Origin of the sequence: Undibacterium sp. RuRC25W, assembly GCF_049339825.1 — a bacterium.
Lineage (GTDB): Bacteria > Pseudomonadota > Gammaproteobacteria > Burkholderiales > Burkholderiaceae_D > Undibacterium.
Map to the genome: position 1 here is coordinate 166,030 of NZ_JBMPPD010000001.1, position 15,884 is coordinate 181,913.

A 15,884-nucleotide genomic window follows, 5' to 3' on the forward strand; every position below is an offset into this window, starting at 1 on the left:
AATCACGACAACGACGCGAGCGGAGTGTTTTCCGTGACAGAGGATCTTTTAGCAACTCATTCACAATGATGACTTTGACGCATCCTCATCCAGACGTCGCAAATACGCCAATTTTTCACCGATTTTGATTTCCATACCCCGAGGAACAGGACGGTACCAAGAGTGATTGTGTAATCCTTCAGGGAGATAGGTCTCACCAGCGGCGTAGGCATCGGGCTCATCGTGCGCGTAGCGGTATAACTTGCCGTATCCCAGTTCTTTCATGAGTTTGGTTGGCGCATTCCGTAAATGCTCAGGCACGACGCGTGATTTGTCCTTGGCCACCAGCGCTCGGACTTCATTGTAGGCCTTGTAGACGGCGTTCGACTTCGCGGCACAGGCAAGGTAGACCACCGCTTCTGCCAGCGCTAGTTCTCCCTCAGGCGAGCCGAGACGCTCGTAGGTTTCGGCGGCATCGAGGGTGATTCGTAATGCGCGTGGATCAGCCAAACCGATATCTTCTGCCGCCATACGAATGATACGCCGCGCCAGATAGCGCGGATCCGCACCGCCGTCGAGCATCCGCACCAGCCAGTACAACGCACCATCTGGACTGGAACCACGTACCGATTTATGCAGCGCAGAAATTTGGTCGTAAAAGGCATCACCGCCTTTATCAAACCGGCGTAGTGCGTCGCCCAGACATTCGCTCAGCAAAACTGGATCGATGATACGGACGTGCTTCGCGGCCGCCGCATGGGCGACGATATCGAGATTATTGAGCAATTTACGACCATCGCCGTCGGCACTGGCAACCAGACTGGATCTGGCTTCTGGTGTGATTTGCAGGCCACCTAACTCACGCTCGCACGCGCGATCAACCATCTCAGCAAGGTCGTCATCCGTCAGTGATTTTAAAACATAGACAGAAGCACGCGACAACAGCGCACTATTGACCTCAAAGGATGGATTTTCCGTCGTGGCACCAATAAAAGTGAACAAGCCGCTCTCGACATGCGGCAAAAATGCATCTTGCTGACTTTTGTTGAAACGATGTACTTCATCGACAAACAAAATCGTTCGACGACTAGAATTTGCCTGCAGAATTTGCGCACGCTCCACAGCTTCGCGGATATCTTTAATCCCCGACAGCACGGCGGACAAGGCGATAAATTCACAATGAAAGGCATCAGCCATCAATCGTGCCAGCGTCGTCTTACCGACACCTGGCGGTCCCCACAAAATCATAGAATGTGGCTCACCCGAAGCAAAAGCAAGGCGTAATGGCTTACCCTCCCCGAGCAAATGCTGCTGACCAATGACATCTTGCAACGTTGACGGACGCATGCGTTCTGCCAGAGGTGACTGCTTATAAGCGTTTTTATTACTCGTGGTATTCATTTATTGGCGGAACACATCCGCACCAGCAGGAACGACAAATTTAAACTGATCTGCTTTGAACGCAGGATTTTTTTGGACATTTTTGAGTGTAATTAATGACGCTTGACCAAAGCTATCACGCAATTCCAACGCATACGGCACGCCGTCTTTCATGCCGATACCAATATGCTCAAATTGACTGTCTTTCGCTTTAGCAGTCGCCTCCAGCCATTCCATCCCTTGCTTGTCTGCTATGTCTTTGAGGGTAAAGTTTTTTTCCAGATCTGCTGTACCGGAACCAGCAAACAAAATGGCTGCTGGACTGGAACCAAGTGTATTGCCGATCTCTTTGACGGTGACCTGATTTAAGTCTTTATCGTAAATATAGAGTTTATCGCCATCTGCCTGAAGAAGCTGCTCGTAAGGTTTTTGATAAGTCCAGATAAATTTTCCAGGACGCGCAAATAAAAATATGCCGCTGGAGGATTTAGTAATCTTAGGTGTGCCATCCACTACCTTGACTTGTTGCTGCACAAAATCGCCTTTAGCGGTCTTTGAGCTATTAACAAAGGCTTTAAATTGCTCAACAGCCGAGGCATAAGCGCAAGTAGAGCCGACCAGCATGGCACTGGCAGCGAAGACTGTGGTTACAAATTGACGCAAAATATTGCTTTTCTTCTTCACACTATTTCCTATCTGCTTCCAATACCCCCCCTGAAATCGAGGAGGCATTACGATAATTATTCGGCGTTACCCACTGGCACCAAAATTTCACGGTTACCGTTGGACTGCATGGTAGATACGACCCCACTTTGCTCCATTTGTTCCAATAAGCGTGCAGCGCGGTTGTAGCCTATGCGTAAATGACGCTGTACCAAGGAGATCGAGGCACGACGATTTTTTAATACAATGGCAACAGCCTGATCGTACAGCGCATCTGCTTCACCACCGCCAACACCCTCGGTGGCACCACCCGCCTCCCCTCCCTCTTCCAGGGTTCCACCTTCAAGAATGCCTTCGATGTAATTCGGTTCGCCTTGCGCTTTTAAATACTCGACGACACGGTGCACTTCTTCGTCGGACACAAAAGCACCATGCACACGGACAGGCAGACCTGTACCCGGTGGCATATACAACATGTCACCCATACCCAACAGTGCCTCAGCCCCCATCTGATCAAGAATGGTTCGAGAATCAATCTTACTACTGACCTGAAAGGCAATACGGGTAGGAATATTTGCTTTAATCAAGCCAGTAATAACATCAACGGAAGGACGTTGTGTGGCAAGAATCAAATGAATACCCGCTGCACGCGCTTTTTGCGCAATACGTGCGATTAATTCTTCCACCTTCTTACCTACGACCATCATCAAGTCAGCCAACTCATCAATGATAATCACAATCGTTGGCAGCTTGTCTAATGGTTCCGGCGCATCTGGAGTCAAACTGAACGGATTAGGAATTAATTGTTCTTTTTTAACGGCTTCAGCGATTTTGACGTTATAACCTGCCAAGTTGCGCACCCCAAGCTTTGACATCAATTTGTAACGCCGCTCCATTTCGGAGACTGCCCAGTTCAGAGCGTGACCAGCTTGACGCATATCGGTTACAACAGGCGCTAACAAATGAGGGATCCCTTCATAGACCGACATCTCTAGCATCTTCGGATCAATCAGAATCATCCGTACGTCATTCGGATCTGATTTATAGAGCAAGGATAAGATCGTCGCATTGATACCAACAGACTTACCTGAACCTGTCGTACCGGCCACCAATAAGTGGGGCATTTTGGCGAGATCGGCGGTAACAGGATTGCCGGCAATATCCTTACCAAGTGCAATCGTCAGGCTCGAAACACTATCGTTGTATAGTTTAGAACCAAGAATTTCTGTTAATCGGACAATCTGACGTTTGGGATTCGGCAATTCCAAACCCATGTAATTTTTACCTGGAATCGTCTCTACTACGCGGATCGATGTCAGTGACAACGAGCGCGCCAAGTCCCGAGCAAGATTGACGATCTGACTTCCCTTGACTCCAGTTGCTGGCTCAATTTCATAGCGGGTAACCACTGGCCCCGGATAAGCCGCCACGACCTTGGCATCCACACCAAAATCAGATAATTTTTTCTCAATCAAACGACTGGTAAATTCCAGCGTTTGTACGCTGACAGTTTCTTGGACTGGCGGCGCCTCATCTAACAAATTCAGCGGCGGTAGGTTCGTATCTGGCAGTTCATTGAATAGAGAAACCTGCTTCTCTTTTTCCACTCTCTCGGAGCGTTGCACTGCAACAACTTGTGGCTCGATACGAATTGGCGGCGCCTCGACAATTTTCGCGCGTTCCTGCACAACAACCTCTTCGCGCTTGACGGCGGCGGTCTGTCCTAAGCGGCGGTCTTCTGCATCGGCATATTTATTATTCGCAAAAACAAACACACCTTCAATAACAGCGCCGATTTTTTCAGCAATTGTCAGCCACGAGACCTGAAAATATAAACTAATCCCCAGAGCCATCACCAGCAGTAACGCCAGCGTTGCCCCCGTAAACCCTAACGCGTTAAACGATGCGCGACCAATCAGTTCTCCCAAAACACCGCCTGGTGCCAATGGCAAGGGTATGCGCAGGGAATACATCCGCAGGTACTCAATACCCATGCTGCCGGATAAAAGCATTGCAAACCCAAACTTCTGAATCAGAATCTCAGTCTGCGTCACCTCGTGCTCTGGTTCTGTTGCTACTAAAAACCGGCTTGCCAGTTTTCGATAAGCCTGCCAGACCTGTCTTAGGCCAGCAATACACCACCACCATGTTGAAAAGCCAAACACATAAAGCAATACATCAGCCAACCAAGCACCAAATTTACCGCCAACATTATGAATTTTGGGTACGACGCTTGATTGCGACCAACCCGGATCAGCTTTCGAGTAAGAAATCAGGACCAGTATCAGACAAATACTTAATGCCGCAAACAGGATCCAACGTGCCTCCATCAACAACACGACCATTTTATTTGGCAATGGCGGTGGCGGCGCTTTGTTACTGCGGGTATAGGCTTCGTTACTTGTAGTCATAAATCAGGAAAATGTTCATCCAGACAACCAAAGTCTGACAAGATAGCATGATAGCTGTGACTCGCCAAACGTGATACGTCCAGCTAAGCTCATAGGGATAGACTATAATTTATGCTTATATTTGCTTTTGAGAGCGTTTGCGACCAAAAGATAAGTAAAAAACAAGAATTAATGCCCATTATTATCACTCAATAGTGCCGCTTAATATCTCTAAATGATGCTTGTTTTTCTTTTCTGCAACTCCATTTATTGGCAATGACTATGTGTTGATTAATATTTAGCATGTTAATCAGCCTACCGTTTAACTTTTTATGCAGGTGACCTTATGTCTACACCAAAACATGCTCGCGTACTCATCCTTGGTTCTGGTCCAGCGGGCTACTCTGCTGCCATTTACTCCGCACGCGCCAATCTTAATCCGGTCCTGATTACTGGCGTAGAACAAGGCGGTCAGTTAATGACCACCACGGATGTAGAAAACTGGCCAGCAGACCCATTGGGTGTTCAGGGTCCGGAGTTGATGCAACGTTTCCTGCAACACGCAGAACGTTTTAATACTGAAATCATCTTCGATTATATTCACACAACCAAACTCACAGAAAAACCTATTCGCCTGATCGGTGATCAGGGTGAATATACCTGCGATTCGCTGATTATCGCCACTGGCGCTTCTGCACAATATCTTGGACTTCCCACTGAAGAAGCGTTTATGGGTAAAGGCGTTTCCGCTTGCGCGACCTGCGATGGCTTTTTCTATCGCGGAAAAGAAGTCGCCGTTGTTGGGGGTGGCAACACCGCTGTAGAAGAAGCACTCTACTTGTCCAATATCGCTAGCAAAGTAACAGTGATCCATCGTCGCGACAAGTTCCGCGCTGAAGCGATTCTGATCGACCGCCTGATGGCCAAAGCAGCTGAAGGTAAAGTTGAAATCAAATGGAATCACACGCTCGATGAAGTAACTGGGGATGACTCCGGTGTAACTGGTATCAATATCAAGTCCGCGGACGGCGTAGTCAGTGCGATTCCTCTGCACGGTGTATTTATTGCGATTGGCCACAAACCAAACACCAGCATATTTGAAGGCCAGTTAACAATGCAAAATGGTTATATTAAAACCCGCACTGGCACCGAAGGTATGTCGACTGCAACTAATATCCCTGGCGTATTCGCGGCAGGCGACGTGCAGGATCATGTCTATCGTCAAGCAATCACGAGTGCAGGTACAGGTTGCATGGCTGCACTGGATGCGCAACGTTACCTCGAAGAGTAATACGGACTCAGGCAATGTCTTCTCTGAAAAACTTTGCTGACCTCAAGTCACTGGGGCAGCAATTAAAGCAACAACAAGAGCAGAACCAGCGCTTGGAAGCTGAGCGCTTGGAGCGAGAGAAAAAAGCGGCGGCTGAAGCCAATATTTTTCGCTCCAGCGTTGGTGAAATAGCACGACTTAAAACCGCGGAAAAGCATCTGGCGATCCCCGAGCGCCCACAACCCATACCGTTTCAGCATCTTGCTGACGAGCAGTCGGCATTACAAGAGTCACTGTCTGACGAATTTGATGCGGATTCTTTGCTGGAAACAGACGGCGATCTGAGCTACACCCGCGCGGGTGTAGGCGCCGATGTCGTGCGTAAGCTCCGAAAAGGTCACTGGGTCATTCAGGCGCAGCTTGATTTACACGGCATGCGACGGGATCAGGCGCGGGATAGTCTCGGTGAATTTCTCAGAAAATGTGACAGGAATGGTCTGCGTTGCGTACGCATCATTCATGGCAAAGGACTGGGTTCAGTCAACAAAGAACCCGTTCTAAAACATAAAGTCAGAAACTGGCTTATTCAGAAAGACGACGTACTTGCATTTAGTCAGGCAACTGCTGCTGATGGCGGCTCGGGTGCTCTGCTTGTGCTTCTCAAAGCATCTTGAACGGCATTATCATCAACATCCTATAAAAAAACGAGAAGAATATGAATTCTTCTCGTTTTTTTATTTTGTGGATCTTAAATAACGTTATCAGTCTTTAAATTTACCATCTTTACTGATAACGGTCATATCAACAAATTTTGAAGCATTATGATTCGTCGGTGAAAAGTTAACATCAAACCCACCACCGTCATAATTCTTCGTATTCATTGTTTCTAGCGCCGCAATAAATTTCTCTCTGGTCAAATTCTGCCCCGCCCGACGCAAACCTTCCACGAAAATTTTGGCATCAATAAACCCCTCCAAACTAGAGAAGTTCAAATCTTTGACACCTGCTTTGTTCATGACTTTTGCATATTCTGCAACAACAGCGTTAGAGTTCGACCATGGAAATGGAACAACCTGTGAAATCACAACACCTGGCCCCTGATTACCCAGCACGTCAGACAATGCCTGACTGCCAACGAAGGACAGATTGTAGAATTGACCACTATAGCTTCGTTTATGCATTTCTTTGATAAAAGCGGCAGAAGAAGCATAAGCACTGACCTGAATAATGACATCCGGTTTCTTTGCTATCATTCTATCCACCGCTTTGGCGACATCAACACTATTACGCTCGACTGTCGCCGTTTCAATAATCGGCAGACTCAACTTCTTTAAAGCACGCTCCACACCCGCAAGACCTGCCTTGCCGTAAGCATCGTTTTGATAAAAAACAGCAATATTTTTAAGCCCAGTATTCACAAGACGATCGACCAGATGCTCCGTCTCGTCGTTATACCCTGCCCGCACATTGAAAATCAGCTTATTAAATGGCTCACGCAACGATGGCGCACCACTGAACGGGGCAAAAAACGGCACCTTAGCTTTAGTAAAAATCGGCAAGGCGGCATTACTTGTCGGCGTGCCGACGTATGCAAACAAGGCAAAAACTTCATCGGAGTCAATCAATTGCTTGGTATTCCCTGCTGCAATGTCCGCTTCATATTTATCGTCAAGAGAGACGATTTCTATTTTTCTTCCAAATACGCCGCCAACAGCATTCACATGATCAAAATATGCTTTTGCCCCTGCATTGAGTTGAATTCCTAACTGCGCAGCAGGTCCGGTAAAAGCGGCCGACTGCCCGATAACGATTTTGCGATCAGTGACGCCATTGTCCGCATGGACAGTCGACGTAATGAGCAAAAATAATATGACGATGATGGTACGCAAGATGAGCATTTTTCCCTTAAATTAAAAACGAATCAATGCTATGACTAGACCGCATCCGGACCAGTTTCACCAGTACGAATACGTATCACCTGCTCAACATTCTGGACAAAAATTTTACCATCGCCGATTTTTCCAGTGTGAGCCGCTTTAATAATGGCATCTACAACATGATCGCAAATTTTGTCATCGACAACAACCTCAACTTTAATTTTAGGCAAAAAATCAACGACATATTCGGCACCTCGGTATAACTCGGTGTGCCCTTTCTGACGACCAAATCCCTTTACCTCTGTCACAGTCAGACCAGTGACGTTTACTTCAGCGAGGGCTTCACGCACCTCATCTAATTTAAACGGTTTAATAACGGCAGTAATTTGTTTCATTTTTTTTGCTCCCTCTTTTAATCTCTGAATTTCGATGTCACTGGATAACGCCAGTCACGCCCAAAAGCACGATGTGTAATACGAATACCAATTGGCGCCTGACGGCGTTTATATTCGTTAATTTTAATCAAACGCGTAATTCTTTCAACATCCTCTTCGCTGTAACCAGCAGCGACAATTTCAGCACGCGATTTGTTCTCTTCCATATACAACTGCATGATGGCATCCAGTACTTCATAAGGCGGCAATGAATCCTGATCCTTCTGGTCTGGTCGAAGTTCCGCTGACGGCGCACGGGTCAGAATGCGTTCAGGAATAATGTCGGAAATACTATTTCGATAAGCACATAAACGGTATACAAGCGTCTTGGCAATATCTTTAATGACCGCAAAACCGCCAGCCATATCGCCATATAACGTGCAGTAACCAACTGCCATTTCACTCTTATTACCAGTAGTAAGCACGATCGATCCGTATTTATTGGACATCGCCATCAACAGTGTGCCACGAATTCGCGCCTGAATATTTTCCTCAGTCGTATCTTCTTTCAAACCAGAAAATTCAGTACTTAGCGTCCCGCGGAAAGCATCAAAACATGCAGCAATGGATAATTCATCATAGCGCACACCAATGCGCTGCACCATATCACGAGAGTCAAAAAGTGAAATATCTGCGGTATAAGGAGAAGGCATCATCACGGCCCTCACCTTGTTCGCACCTAGCGCATCAACCGCGATAGCAAGGGTCAAGGCTGAATCGACGCCACCCGACAACCCTAACAGAACACCAGGAAAACCGTTTTTTGTCACATAATCACGGACGCCAAGCACCAGCGCTTGATAAATCTGCGCCTCGATCGAACCAGATTCTTGGATCGTCGTTGGCTGAGGGTCTGCACCTTCAAACTCAACGATTTGCAACGCAGCTTCGCAATGTCCAAGCTGCGCAACCAACTCTCCCTTGGTATTGAGTACAAAGGAATTGCCGTCAAAAATAAGCTCATCCTGACCACCTACCAGATTGGCATAGACCAAGGACATTCCGCAAGCAGTAACGTTTTCACGCATCACTTCAATGCGTTGATGTTGTTTGCGCATGTGGAAAGGTGAACCATTCGGCACAAGCAACACCTGCGCACCGGCGTTTTTAGCGGCCTGGGGCGCTTCTTTAAACCAAGTGTCTTCACACAGATTGATACCAAAATGGATTCCTTTGACATTGATGACGAAGGGTTCAGACGACGACGAAAAATATCTTACTTCATCGAAAACCATGTCATTTGGCAAATTGTGCTTAAAATAACTACCAACAATCTCGCCATTCACTAACACCGCTACGGCGTTATAACGCTTGCCGTCAACCTCTGCAGGGTATCCAACCAAAACGTGGACATCAGGAAAAACCGCCAACTGCACAGCTAATTGATTTAAGGCATACTGTGCCTTGCTATAGAAGGCTTGGCGTAACAACAGGTCTTCGGGGGAATATCCAACCAACGACAACTCTGGTGTAACAACAATATCAGCACCTTGCCCAGCGGCTTTGCTGACGTAGTCAAAAATTTGTGCTGCGTTTCCGGTCAGGTCTCCAACCGAGCTATTCATCTGGGCGATGGCAACTTTAATGGTCATAATCGTGCAATCTGAATTGAATCAAAAATGGAATTAACATCTATCAACCAGCATTATCGCATGGGTATTGCAACTTCACTTTCGGAGATTGGTCGAGATCAATGGGATACGCTACTTCAATCGCAATTACAGCGCAATCCGTTTCTGTCATATACCTTTCTAGATGCGCTGCACGAAACGCACTGCGCGTGTAAAGCGACTGGCTGGCAGCCCTGCTTTATTACTCTCTGGGATGATGACAATCTGGTTGGTGCCTATCCCCTCTATCAAAAAATGCATTCTTACGGCGAATATGTCTTTGACTGGGCGTGGGCCGATGCTTACCAACGCTACGGATTTTCTTATTATCCTAAATTACTATCCGCCATTCCATTTACCCCGGTCACTGGGTGCCGTGCCATCGCCAGAAACACTGAAGTCCAAGAAATATTAATCGCCATACAGAAAGAAATGACATTATCAGACCAGTTCTCGTCTTGTCATACGTTGTTTTTACCTCAAGCAGATGTCGATCTATACCGAGATGCTGGATTTCTGATCCGGACAGGCGTGCAATTCCATTGGAAAAACCAAAATTATCACGACTTCGACGAATTCTTAACAACGCTGTCGGCGAAAAAAAGTAAAAACATCCGAGCCGAACGGCGCAAAGTACGCGAGCAAGGAATTTCATTTTCACACATCTCCGGCAGCGACGCGAGCGATGACGACTGGCATTTTTTCAAAAAATGCTATGACCTGACGTATGCCAATCATCGTTCGACACCCTATTTAAATCTGGCTTTCTTTCTACGTATAGGAAAAGAAATGCCTGACAATATTTTCCTGATCGTTGCTGTTAAAGACGGCGAAAAAATCGCAGCGTCGCTCCTTATTTACGATGAAGAAAGGCTCTATGGCCGATACTGGGGGTGCCTGCAATCCTACCCTTGCCTACACTTCGAAACTGCTTATTATCAAGCAATCGAACTTTGTATCCGCAAAAAAATCAACATATTTGAAGGCGGCGCGCAGGGGGAACACAAGATAGCACGTGGGTTCTTGCCAGAAAAAACCTGGTCAGCACATCTACTGGCCCGTCCTGAATTCAGTGATGCTGTTGCGCAATTTCTTAACAGGGAGACCAATGGCGTAGAGTTATATATAGATGAACTCAATCAGCATACGCCATATAGAAATCCTACAGACAAGGATACCCCTCCGACTGTCTAAGAAGCATGTACACTACTCCATCAACGTTTGGACTATTTACGTAACGACTATCAGTAGCTCCAATACGTACAATGACTTGAAATTTCGCAATGTTCAAGGCATCCTTCTGTAATGCAAAATAATTCTCAACAAGCTCCCGCACAAGCTACTGTTACCCCACTCAATAAACGAGTGGGGCGTTTTTATTTAATTGAAAAATTAGGCGTCGGTTCCACTGGCACCGTATTTCGGGGTCACGATCCAGTCATTGATCGTGACGTAGCGATTAAGATTCTCAATACGGTTCCAAACGCCAGTGATAAAAAACAAAGAGAACAGCAATTCATCAATGAAGCACGCGCAGCCGGAAGACTCTCACACCCAAGTATCGTCACTATCTTTGACGCGTCGAGCGAGGGTGGCACAACATTCATTGCGATGGAATTTTTACCAGGTCACGACCTGCGCCAGCTACTTGCCAACGGGAAAACATTTGATATTATTGAAATTGCAACAATCATAAAAAAGATCGCTGACGCATTGACGATTGCACACACGAATGGGGTCATTCATCGTGATATCAAACCTGGTAATATCTTTATATTGCCAAACAATCATCCAAAAGTAGTCGATTTTGGCATTGCCCGCGCACCCAACCGTTTAATTGATGAAAACCAACCAGCAGATGTGACTTTATTCAAAAACAACATTCTCGGCACACCCAACTACATGTCACCCGAGCAAGCAACGGGTAAGCCTGTCAACGCGCTGACCGACGTCTACTCACTCGGTGCGGTGATGTATGAAATGCTGACCCTGCAGAAGCCGTTTTACGGCAATGATATTGATAAACTATTACATCAGATTGCCAACAAGTCACCAAAATGGCCAAGTGAAGTCAATTCCGTTGTACCCGCTTCGCTATCTAAAATTGTGATGAAAGCAATGCAGAAAGACCTATCATTACGCTATCAAAGTACGGAGGAGATGTCGCAAGCGTTGTACCGCTTTCTCGCGAGAAGTGAAAAATTGAAGAAAAAAGGTAGAAACGCAGCACAAGAAGCATCAGGTTCTGACAATAAACAACCTAACGGTATCAATTCTTTACTGTTATTGAGTGCGATTGCTGTCATCGTCGCCATTGCTGCCATTGCGTTCTCAAAGCTGACGCACTAGTGCTCGATAACACAAAAAAAAAGCGATCCGTGGATCGCTTTTTTTTAAACAAATAACGTTAAGCTTTTTTGAAGTTCTCGATACCGGCGAGAATTTCTTTTTTCGCTTCTTCAGGGCCGCCCCAACCTTCGACTTTAACCCATTTACCTTTTTCAAGATCTTTGTAGTGTTCGAAGAAATGTTGAATCTGGCGCAGGCGCAGTTCATTCATATCTTCTGGCTTTTGCCAGTGTGTATAAATTGGCAAAATTTTATCCACTGGAACAGCCAGTACTTTTGCATCTTCACCACCTTCATCCGTCATGTTCAGCACGCCGATTGCGCGGCAACGAACAACAACACCTGGAATCAGTGGGAATGGTGTGATAACCAATACATCAACTGGGTCGCCATCGCCTGCGATGGTTTGTGGCACATAACCGTAGTTGCAAGGATAGTGCATAGCAGTACCCATAAAACGGTCAACGAAAATCGCGCCAGTTTCTTTGTCAACTTCGTATTTAATCGGATCTGCGTTCATTGGGATTTCAATGATGACATTGAAATCATTTGGTACATCACGACCTGCAGGAACGTTATTCAAGCTCATGTCACTCTTTCTCATTAGTATGAAGTAGTACGAATTTTTCTTTTGCGAGATTATATCGACTTTCTGTGCCGAATTGTGCATCGCAAAACAGGAACTTTACCGAATAGAACTTACGCAAACCTTGCCATCATAAATTTACACTGGAAGAATTCAGGTCAGTCGCGCCTTGAACCCGTCTTCCAGCTATTTACAGGGTCGTTGCAACTGCGCATTGACGATAGTGATAAGCCGCCTCAGTTTCTTGGCCAAGTGCTTCATGTAACTGTGCCAACTTCAGATTTGCTTCACGGACCGTAATTGCTGAAACAGCATCTGACAATGCTTGCTCCATGTGTCGCTGCGCCTTTCCCCATAATTTCTGACGCAAACACAATACACCTAAGGTTAAAGCCAGTTCAGGATCCGTTGGATGCTTCAATGACCATTTCTCACAATGATCAATTTGCGATAACAAGGCTGCTGATCCTTCTGCCGCGCCAGCTTCACGGTAGGCTCTTAAGAGTCGATCATCCCACTCCTCAAGCAATGCTTTTTCAACAATAGCTCGCGCATCATCAAACAACCCTCTTGCATTAAATGCAACCGCTGCCTGGTAGGCAACAAAAGCGGAGGTTCTGTCACTGGAAGGAATTTCATACCACACACGACGAATCGACTCCGCATCATGACCGTGATCTTTGAGCAGATCTTCGTAAGCGAGTTCTTTTAACCGAGTTGAGAGTGTCGGATGAAGTGCATGATGCTTATCCAGAGTGCGAACCAGTTTTAGTACCTCGGGCCACTTCCGTGCTTGCTGATTTGCCTTCAACGCCCAGCGCAACACCTGAATATGACGACTGCCATTGAGATGTAACTGACGCACAGCCTCCAAGGCTTTTTCAGACTGATGTTGATCGACTAGCAGTTCTGTGGACGTCACCAGCCTGGCAACTTTATAAGCTTGATCCGACTCGATACCGGTCAACCATGCATCACGTCGATCAAACTGACTCATGTGATGCGCAGCACGCGCACCGATAAGTGCTGCTACGCCGACGTTATCCGACAACTCAGAAGCACGAATAGCCGCTTTTTCGGCATAGCCGAAGCGTCCTTCAAACAGAGTCCGAACCGCTTCTCGCAACGCTTTGTTACCATCACGTTCGCGTTTACCCTGACGATATGCAGCGACCTTTTTCGGCATTTTTCTGGCAGTAACAATCGCACCCATGATCACATAGATAACAACAAACAAGGCCACCAGCGAAAATAAAAATAAATTTAAAGACAAGTCTATCCGGTACGGCGGAAAAAAAACGACCACATTACCAGGATTAAAACGTGCGCCAATTGCCAGACCAACGGCAAGCGCAAACAGGATCAGAAGCCGGATAAAAATTCGCATACGTTAAGGCTTCACTTTGTAGTTACGAACAGCATTCAAGCTCTCTGACAGGGTCGGCATTTCAATTGATAAATTGCTGCTCTGCACTTGCACCAACAGAGCCTGGACCGTCTGTGTCTGCTTCGCACGGGTATCAAAATACTTTGCTACTGCGTCCTGCGACGCATTGATGTCACTACGGAAAACGGCTTCGTTACGTGACAATAAAGCTAAACGCGCATTTAAGAGGCGTAATTTCAGGTTTTCACGTGCAAAATAAGACTGTGTCGGCGCTAGTAATAAGGCGTCAGGAGTTTCAACACTACGGATGCGCACGAGTTGCTTAACCTCACCCCACATCTCACTGGAAAAACTTTGCCACGCATCTTGCAAACGCACACTCCAGGTAACATCACTGACGTCTTCAATCGCTTTCGAGTCCGATTTACCTGACTTTTCTGGCGACTGTTTGCTCTGAGATTTAGGCAATACGCGCAGCGGTGTTTTCAATGGCGTCGCAGTCACAACAGACTTTTCGTCGACCCACAGTGGCATCCGATCAACCTGAGCAATGACACTATCAAGACGCAGAGCAATGCCAGGCAAGTCCAGTGAAGGTAATGCCTTAAGTTTTTCGATGTCTTTGGCAATCGCACGTCGGATCACGATAAATTGCGGTTTATCCGATTTAGCCAAACGACTGTCCGCATTTTGCAAAGCGATCAATGCCCCTGGAACATTGCCTGCGAGCTGCAATTGCTGACTCGCAGTCGACAACACTTGCTCAATCTCGGCTAACGCCCACTCATCACGATTTTTAGATAAATCCTGATAGAGCTGCTCGAGAGCGAGTTGCTGACTTTGTGCTTCAGACTGTTTACCTTCAAGCAAAATCACCTTTGCCTGAATCTCTTTGGTTGATTCCTGGACGTTTTTTGCAAGGATTTTTGTCTCACTGCTGGTTGTATCGGCACTCAGCAGACGCCGAGCAACCTCTTCACGCAGGGAACTTATCTGGTTCTGGGATGACCACCAATTGGCGGCCAAAAGTACCGCTAACACACCGGACAGCAAATAAGCTGGCTGAGTCCAATTAGCGTCTTTCACGACCACTTGTACAGGGGCCCCTGCAGTCTGGATGGGAGGCTGCTCAGGATTCTGAGTTGGCGCAGATGCGCCGGAATTTATTTGCTGTTCGTTCATACGAGAGATTGTAACGCGACAAGCACGGATTCGTCGCCAGATGCGGTTAAAGTGATGAAATGAAACCCCAGACGTTGCGCGGTCTCCGCAATACGCACATGAGGAACGATAATTTCTTGATGTTGCAGTTTTGCCACGAACTCACCAGATTGTAATTGTTTAACCCAATCCACCAATGTTCGCAAAGCCTCAGAACTCGTAATAACCCATCGATTGTCCACACTTAACAACTGCATCAACTCTGCCTGTTTGCGCCCATCAAAATCAGGAGTCATGCGCTCATAGGAAGATAGCAGCTGAACTTCAGCCCCCGCCGAACGCAGGGCATCTGACAAAAACTCACGCCCTCCGTTTCCGCGCACGATTAACACCTTCTTCCCTGCGAGGGCATCAGTATCAAGCACCTCAAGCAAGGTTTCAGAATCGGTCTTTAACGTATTGGCAGGGCTGACAATACGTGTATTTTGCTCCGTTAAGCCATAGCGGACGAGCGCATGTCGACTTCCGCTCCCCATGACTGCGATTGTTAATGATGGCGGCCAGTTAGTCACATGCGGCATAAATGCATCGATTGCATTTGGACTGACAAAAACCACAAGCGAAAATTGATCTAAGGCATCAGCTTCTTTAGCAATCTCACGCTGATCTTCCAACGCGCGAATGTCGATCAACGGAAACAAAATTGCCTCGGCGCCGATGCGCCTGACTTTTTCAGCAAAATCACGAGCTTGTGCGATGGGACGGGTAATGATGACCTTGTGTGGGTACATTAACTAT

The 15,884-nt window shown here is 46.8% G+C and carries 14 protein-coding genes; 4 read left to right on the plus strand and 10 right to left on the minus strand.

Annotated elements, in window-relative coordinates:
• Window positions 1–60: 60 nt before the first annotated feature.
• The 3 genes from ACO0KV_RS00740 to ACO0KV_RS00750 are packed head-to-tail and all read right to left on the minus strand — an operon-like array spanning window position 61 to window position 4,433.
• Window positions 61–1,380, minus strand: coding sequence for a replication-associated recombination protein A (locus ACO0KV_RS00740; protein WP_423038907.1), 1,320 nt, complete (start codon window positions 1,378–1,380; stop codon window positions 61–63).
• Window positions 1,381–2,043: an outer membrane lipoprotein chaperone LolA gene (lolA, locus tag ACO0KV_RS00745; RefSeq protein ID WP_423038909.1), complete on the minus strand. Its 663-nt coding sequence runs from the start codon at window positions 2,041–2,043 to the stop codon at window positions 1,381–1,383.
• Between the two features lie 56 nt (window positions 2,044–2,099).
• Window positions 2,100–4,433 (minus strand): DNA translocase FtsK, encoded by a 2,334-nt coding sequence (locus ACO0KV_RS00750; protein WP_423038911.1) that lies wholly within the window; start codon window positions 4,431–4,433, stop codon window positions 2,100–2,102.
• A 325-nt stretch (window positions 4,434–4,758) separates the two neighbouring features.
• On the opposite strand from ACO0KV_RS00750, the gene trxB reads away from it, so the two are divergent.
• Window positions 4,759–5,703: a thioredoxin-disulfide reductase gene (trxB, locus tag ACO0KV_RS00755; RefSeq protein ID WP_423038913.1), complete on the plus strand. Its 945-nt coding sequence runs from the start codon at window positions 4,759–4,761 to the stop codon at window positions 5,701–5,703.
• Between the two features lie 14 nt (window positions 5,704–5,717).
• Window positions 5,718–6,356: a Smr/MutS family protein gene (locus ACO0KV_RS00760; protein WP_423038915.1), complete on the plus strand. Its 639-nt coding sequence runs from the start codon at window positions 5,718–5,720 to the stop codon at window positions 6,354–6,356.
• Window positions 6,357–6,443: 87 nt separating this feature from the next.
• Here ACO0KV_RS00760 and ACO0KV_RS00765 read toward each other — a convergent pair whose 3' ends face one another.
• Genes ACO0KV_RS00765 through ACO0KV_RS00775 form a run of 3 tightly spaced genes read right to left on the minus strand, consistent with a single transcriptional unit; the run spans window position 6,444 to window position 9,585 of the window.
• Window positions 6,444–7,580, minus strand: a complete 1,137-nt coding sequence (locus ACO0KV_RS00765; protein ID WP_423038917.1) for an ABC transporter substrate-binding protein — start codon at window positions 7,578–7,580, stop codon at window positions 6,444–6,446.
• A 35-nt stretch (window positions 7,581–7,615) separates the two neighbouring features.
• Window positions 7,616–7,954 carry a P-II family nitrogen regulator gene (locus ACO0KV_RS00770; RefSeq protein ID WP_423038919.1) on the minus strand — a complete coding sequence of 113 codons (339 nt, stop codon included), beginning with the start codon at window positions 7,952–7,954 and terminating at the stop codon, window positions 7,616–7,618.
• 17 nt (window positions 7,955–7,971) lie between these two features.
• Window positions 7,972–9,585, minus strand: coding sequence for an NAD+ synthase (locus ACO0KV_RS00775; protein WP_423038921.1), 1,614 nt, complete (start codon window positions 9,583–9,585; stop codon window positions 7,972–7,974).
• Between the two features lie 27 nt (window positions 9,586–9,612).
• Here ACO0KV_RS00775 and ACO0KV_RS00780 point away from each other — a divergent pair, with 27 nt between their 5' ends.
• A complete protein-coding gene (locus ACO0KV_RS00780; RefSeq protein WP_423038923.1) occupies window positions 9,613–10,797 on the plus strand; it encodes a GNAT family N-acetyltransferase in 1,185 nt (394 codons plus the stop codon).
• A 111-nt stretch (window positions 10,798–10,908) separates the two neighbouring features.
• Entirely contained in the window at window positions 10,909–11,952 is a 1,044-nt protein-coding gene (locus ACO0KV_RS00785) for a serine/threonine protein kinase (protein ID WP_423038925.1), read from the plus strand.
• Window positions 11,953–12,010: 58 nt separating this feature from the next.
• Here ACO0KV_RS00785 and ppa read toward each other — a convergent pair whose 3' ends face one another.
• From ppa to ACO0KV_RS00805, 4 genes are all read right to left on the minus strand, one after another.
• Entirely contained in the window at window positions 12,011–12,541 is a 531-nt protein-coding gene (ppa, locus tag ACO0KV_RS00790; protein WP_423038927.1) for an inorganic diphosphatase, read from the minus strand.
• A 187-nt stretch (window positions 12,542–12,728) separates the two neighbouring features.
• Window positions 12,729–13,925, minus strand: a complete 1,197-nt coding sequence (locus ACO0KV_RS00795; RefSeq protein WP_423038929.1) for a heme biosynthesis protein HemY — start codon at window positions 13,923–13,925, stop codon at window positions 12,729–12,731.
• 3 nt (window positions 13,926–13,928) lie between these two features.
• Entirely contained in the window at window positions 13,929–15,107 is a 1,179-nt protein-coding gene (locus tag ACO0KV_RS00800) for a uroporphyrinogen-III C-methyltransferase (protein ID WP_423038931.1), read from the minus strand.
• Window positions 15,104–15,877 carry a uroporphyrinogen-III synthase gene (locus ACO0KV_RS00805; RefSeq protein WP_423038933.1) on the minus strand — a complete coding sequence of 258 codons (774 nt, stop codon included), beginning with the start codon at window positions 15,875–15,877 and terminating at the stop codon, window positions 15,104–15,106. Before ACO0KV_RS00805 ends, ACO0KV_RS00800 begins: the two co-directional genes overlap by 4 nt.
• Window positions 15,878–15,884: the final 7 nt, after the last annotated feature.

Bases quoted from the DNA above. Each gene is read 5' to 3' on its own strand.
- ACO0KV_RS00740 (WP_423038907.1), bottom strand. From the start codon at position 1,380: ATGAATACCACGAGTAATAAAAACGCTTATAAGCAGTCACCTCTGGCA.
- ACO0KV_RS00750 (WP_423038911.1), bottom strand. From the start codon at position 4,433: ATGACTACAAGTAACGAAGCCTATACCCGCAGTAACAAAGCGCCGCCA.
- trxB (WP_423038913.1), top strand. From the start codon at position 4,759: ATGTCTACACCAAAACATGCTCGCGTACTCATCCTTGGTTCTGGTCCA.
- ACO0KV_RS00760 (WP_423038915.1), top strand. From the start codon at position 5,718: ATGTCTTCTCTGAAAAACTTTGCTGACCTCAAGTCACTGGGGCAGCAA.
- ACO0KV_RS00765 (WP_423038917.1), bottom strand. From the start codon at position 7,580: ATGCTCATCTTGCGTACCATCATCGTCATATTATTTTTGCTCATTACG.
- ACO0KV_RS00770 (WP_423038919.1), bottom strand. From the start codon at position 7,954: ATGAAACAAATTACTGCCGTTATTAAACCGTTTAAATTAGATGAGGTG.
- ACO0KV_RS00775 (WP_423038921.1), bottom strand. From the start codon at position 9,585: ATGACCATTAAAGTTGCCATCGCCCAGATGAATAGCTCGGTTGGAGAC.
- ACO0KV_RS00780 (WP_423038923.1), top strand. From the start codon at position 9,613: ATGGAATTAACATCTATCAACCAGCATTATCGCATGGGTATTGCAACT.
- ACO0KV_RS00785 (WP_423038925.1), top strand. From the start codon at position 10,909: ATGCAAAATAATTCTCAACAAGCTCCCGCACAAGCTACTGTTACCCCA.
- ppa (WP_423038927.1), bottom strand. From the start codon at position 12,541: ATGAGCTTGAATAACGTTCCTGCAGGTCGTGATGTACCAAATGATTTC.
- ACO0KV_RS00795 (WP_423038929.1), bottom strand. From the start codon at position 13,925: ATGCGAATTTTTATCCGGCTTCTGATCCTGTTTGCGCTTGCCGTTGGT.
- ACO0KV_RS00800 (WP_423038931.1), bottom strand. From the start codon at position 15,107: ATGAACGAACAGCAAATAAATTCCGGCGCATCTGCGCCAACTCAGAAT.
- ACO0KV_RS00805 (WP_423038933.1), bottom strand. From the start codon at position 15,877: ATGTACCCACACAAGGTCATCATTACCCGTCCCATCGCACAAGCTCGT.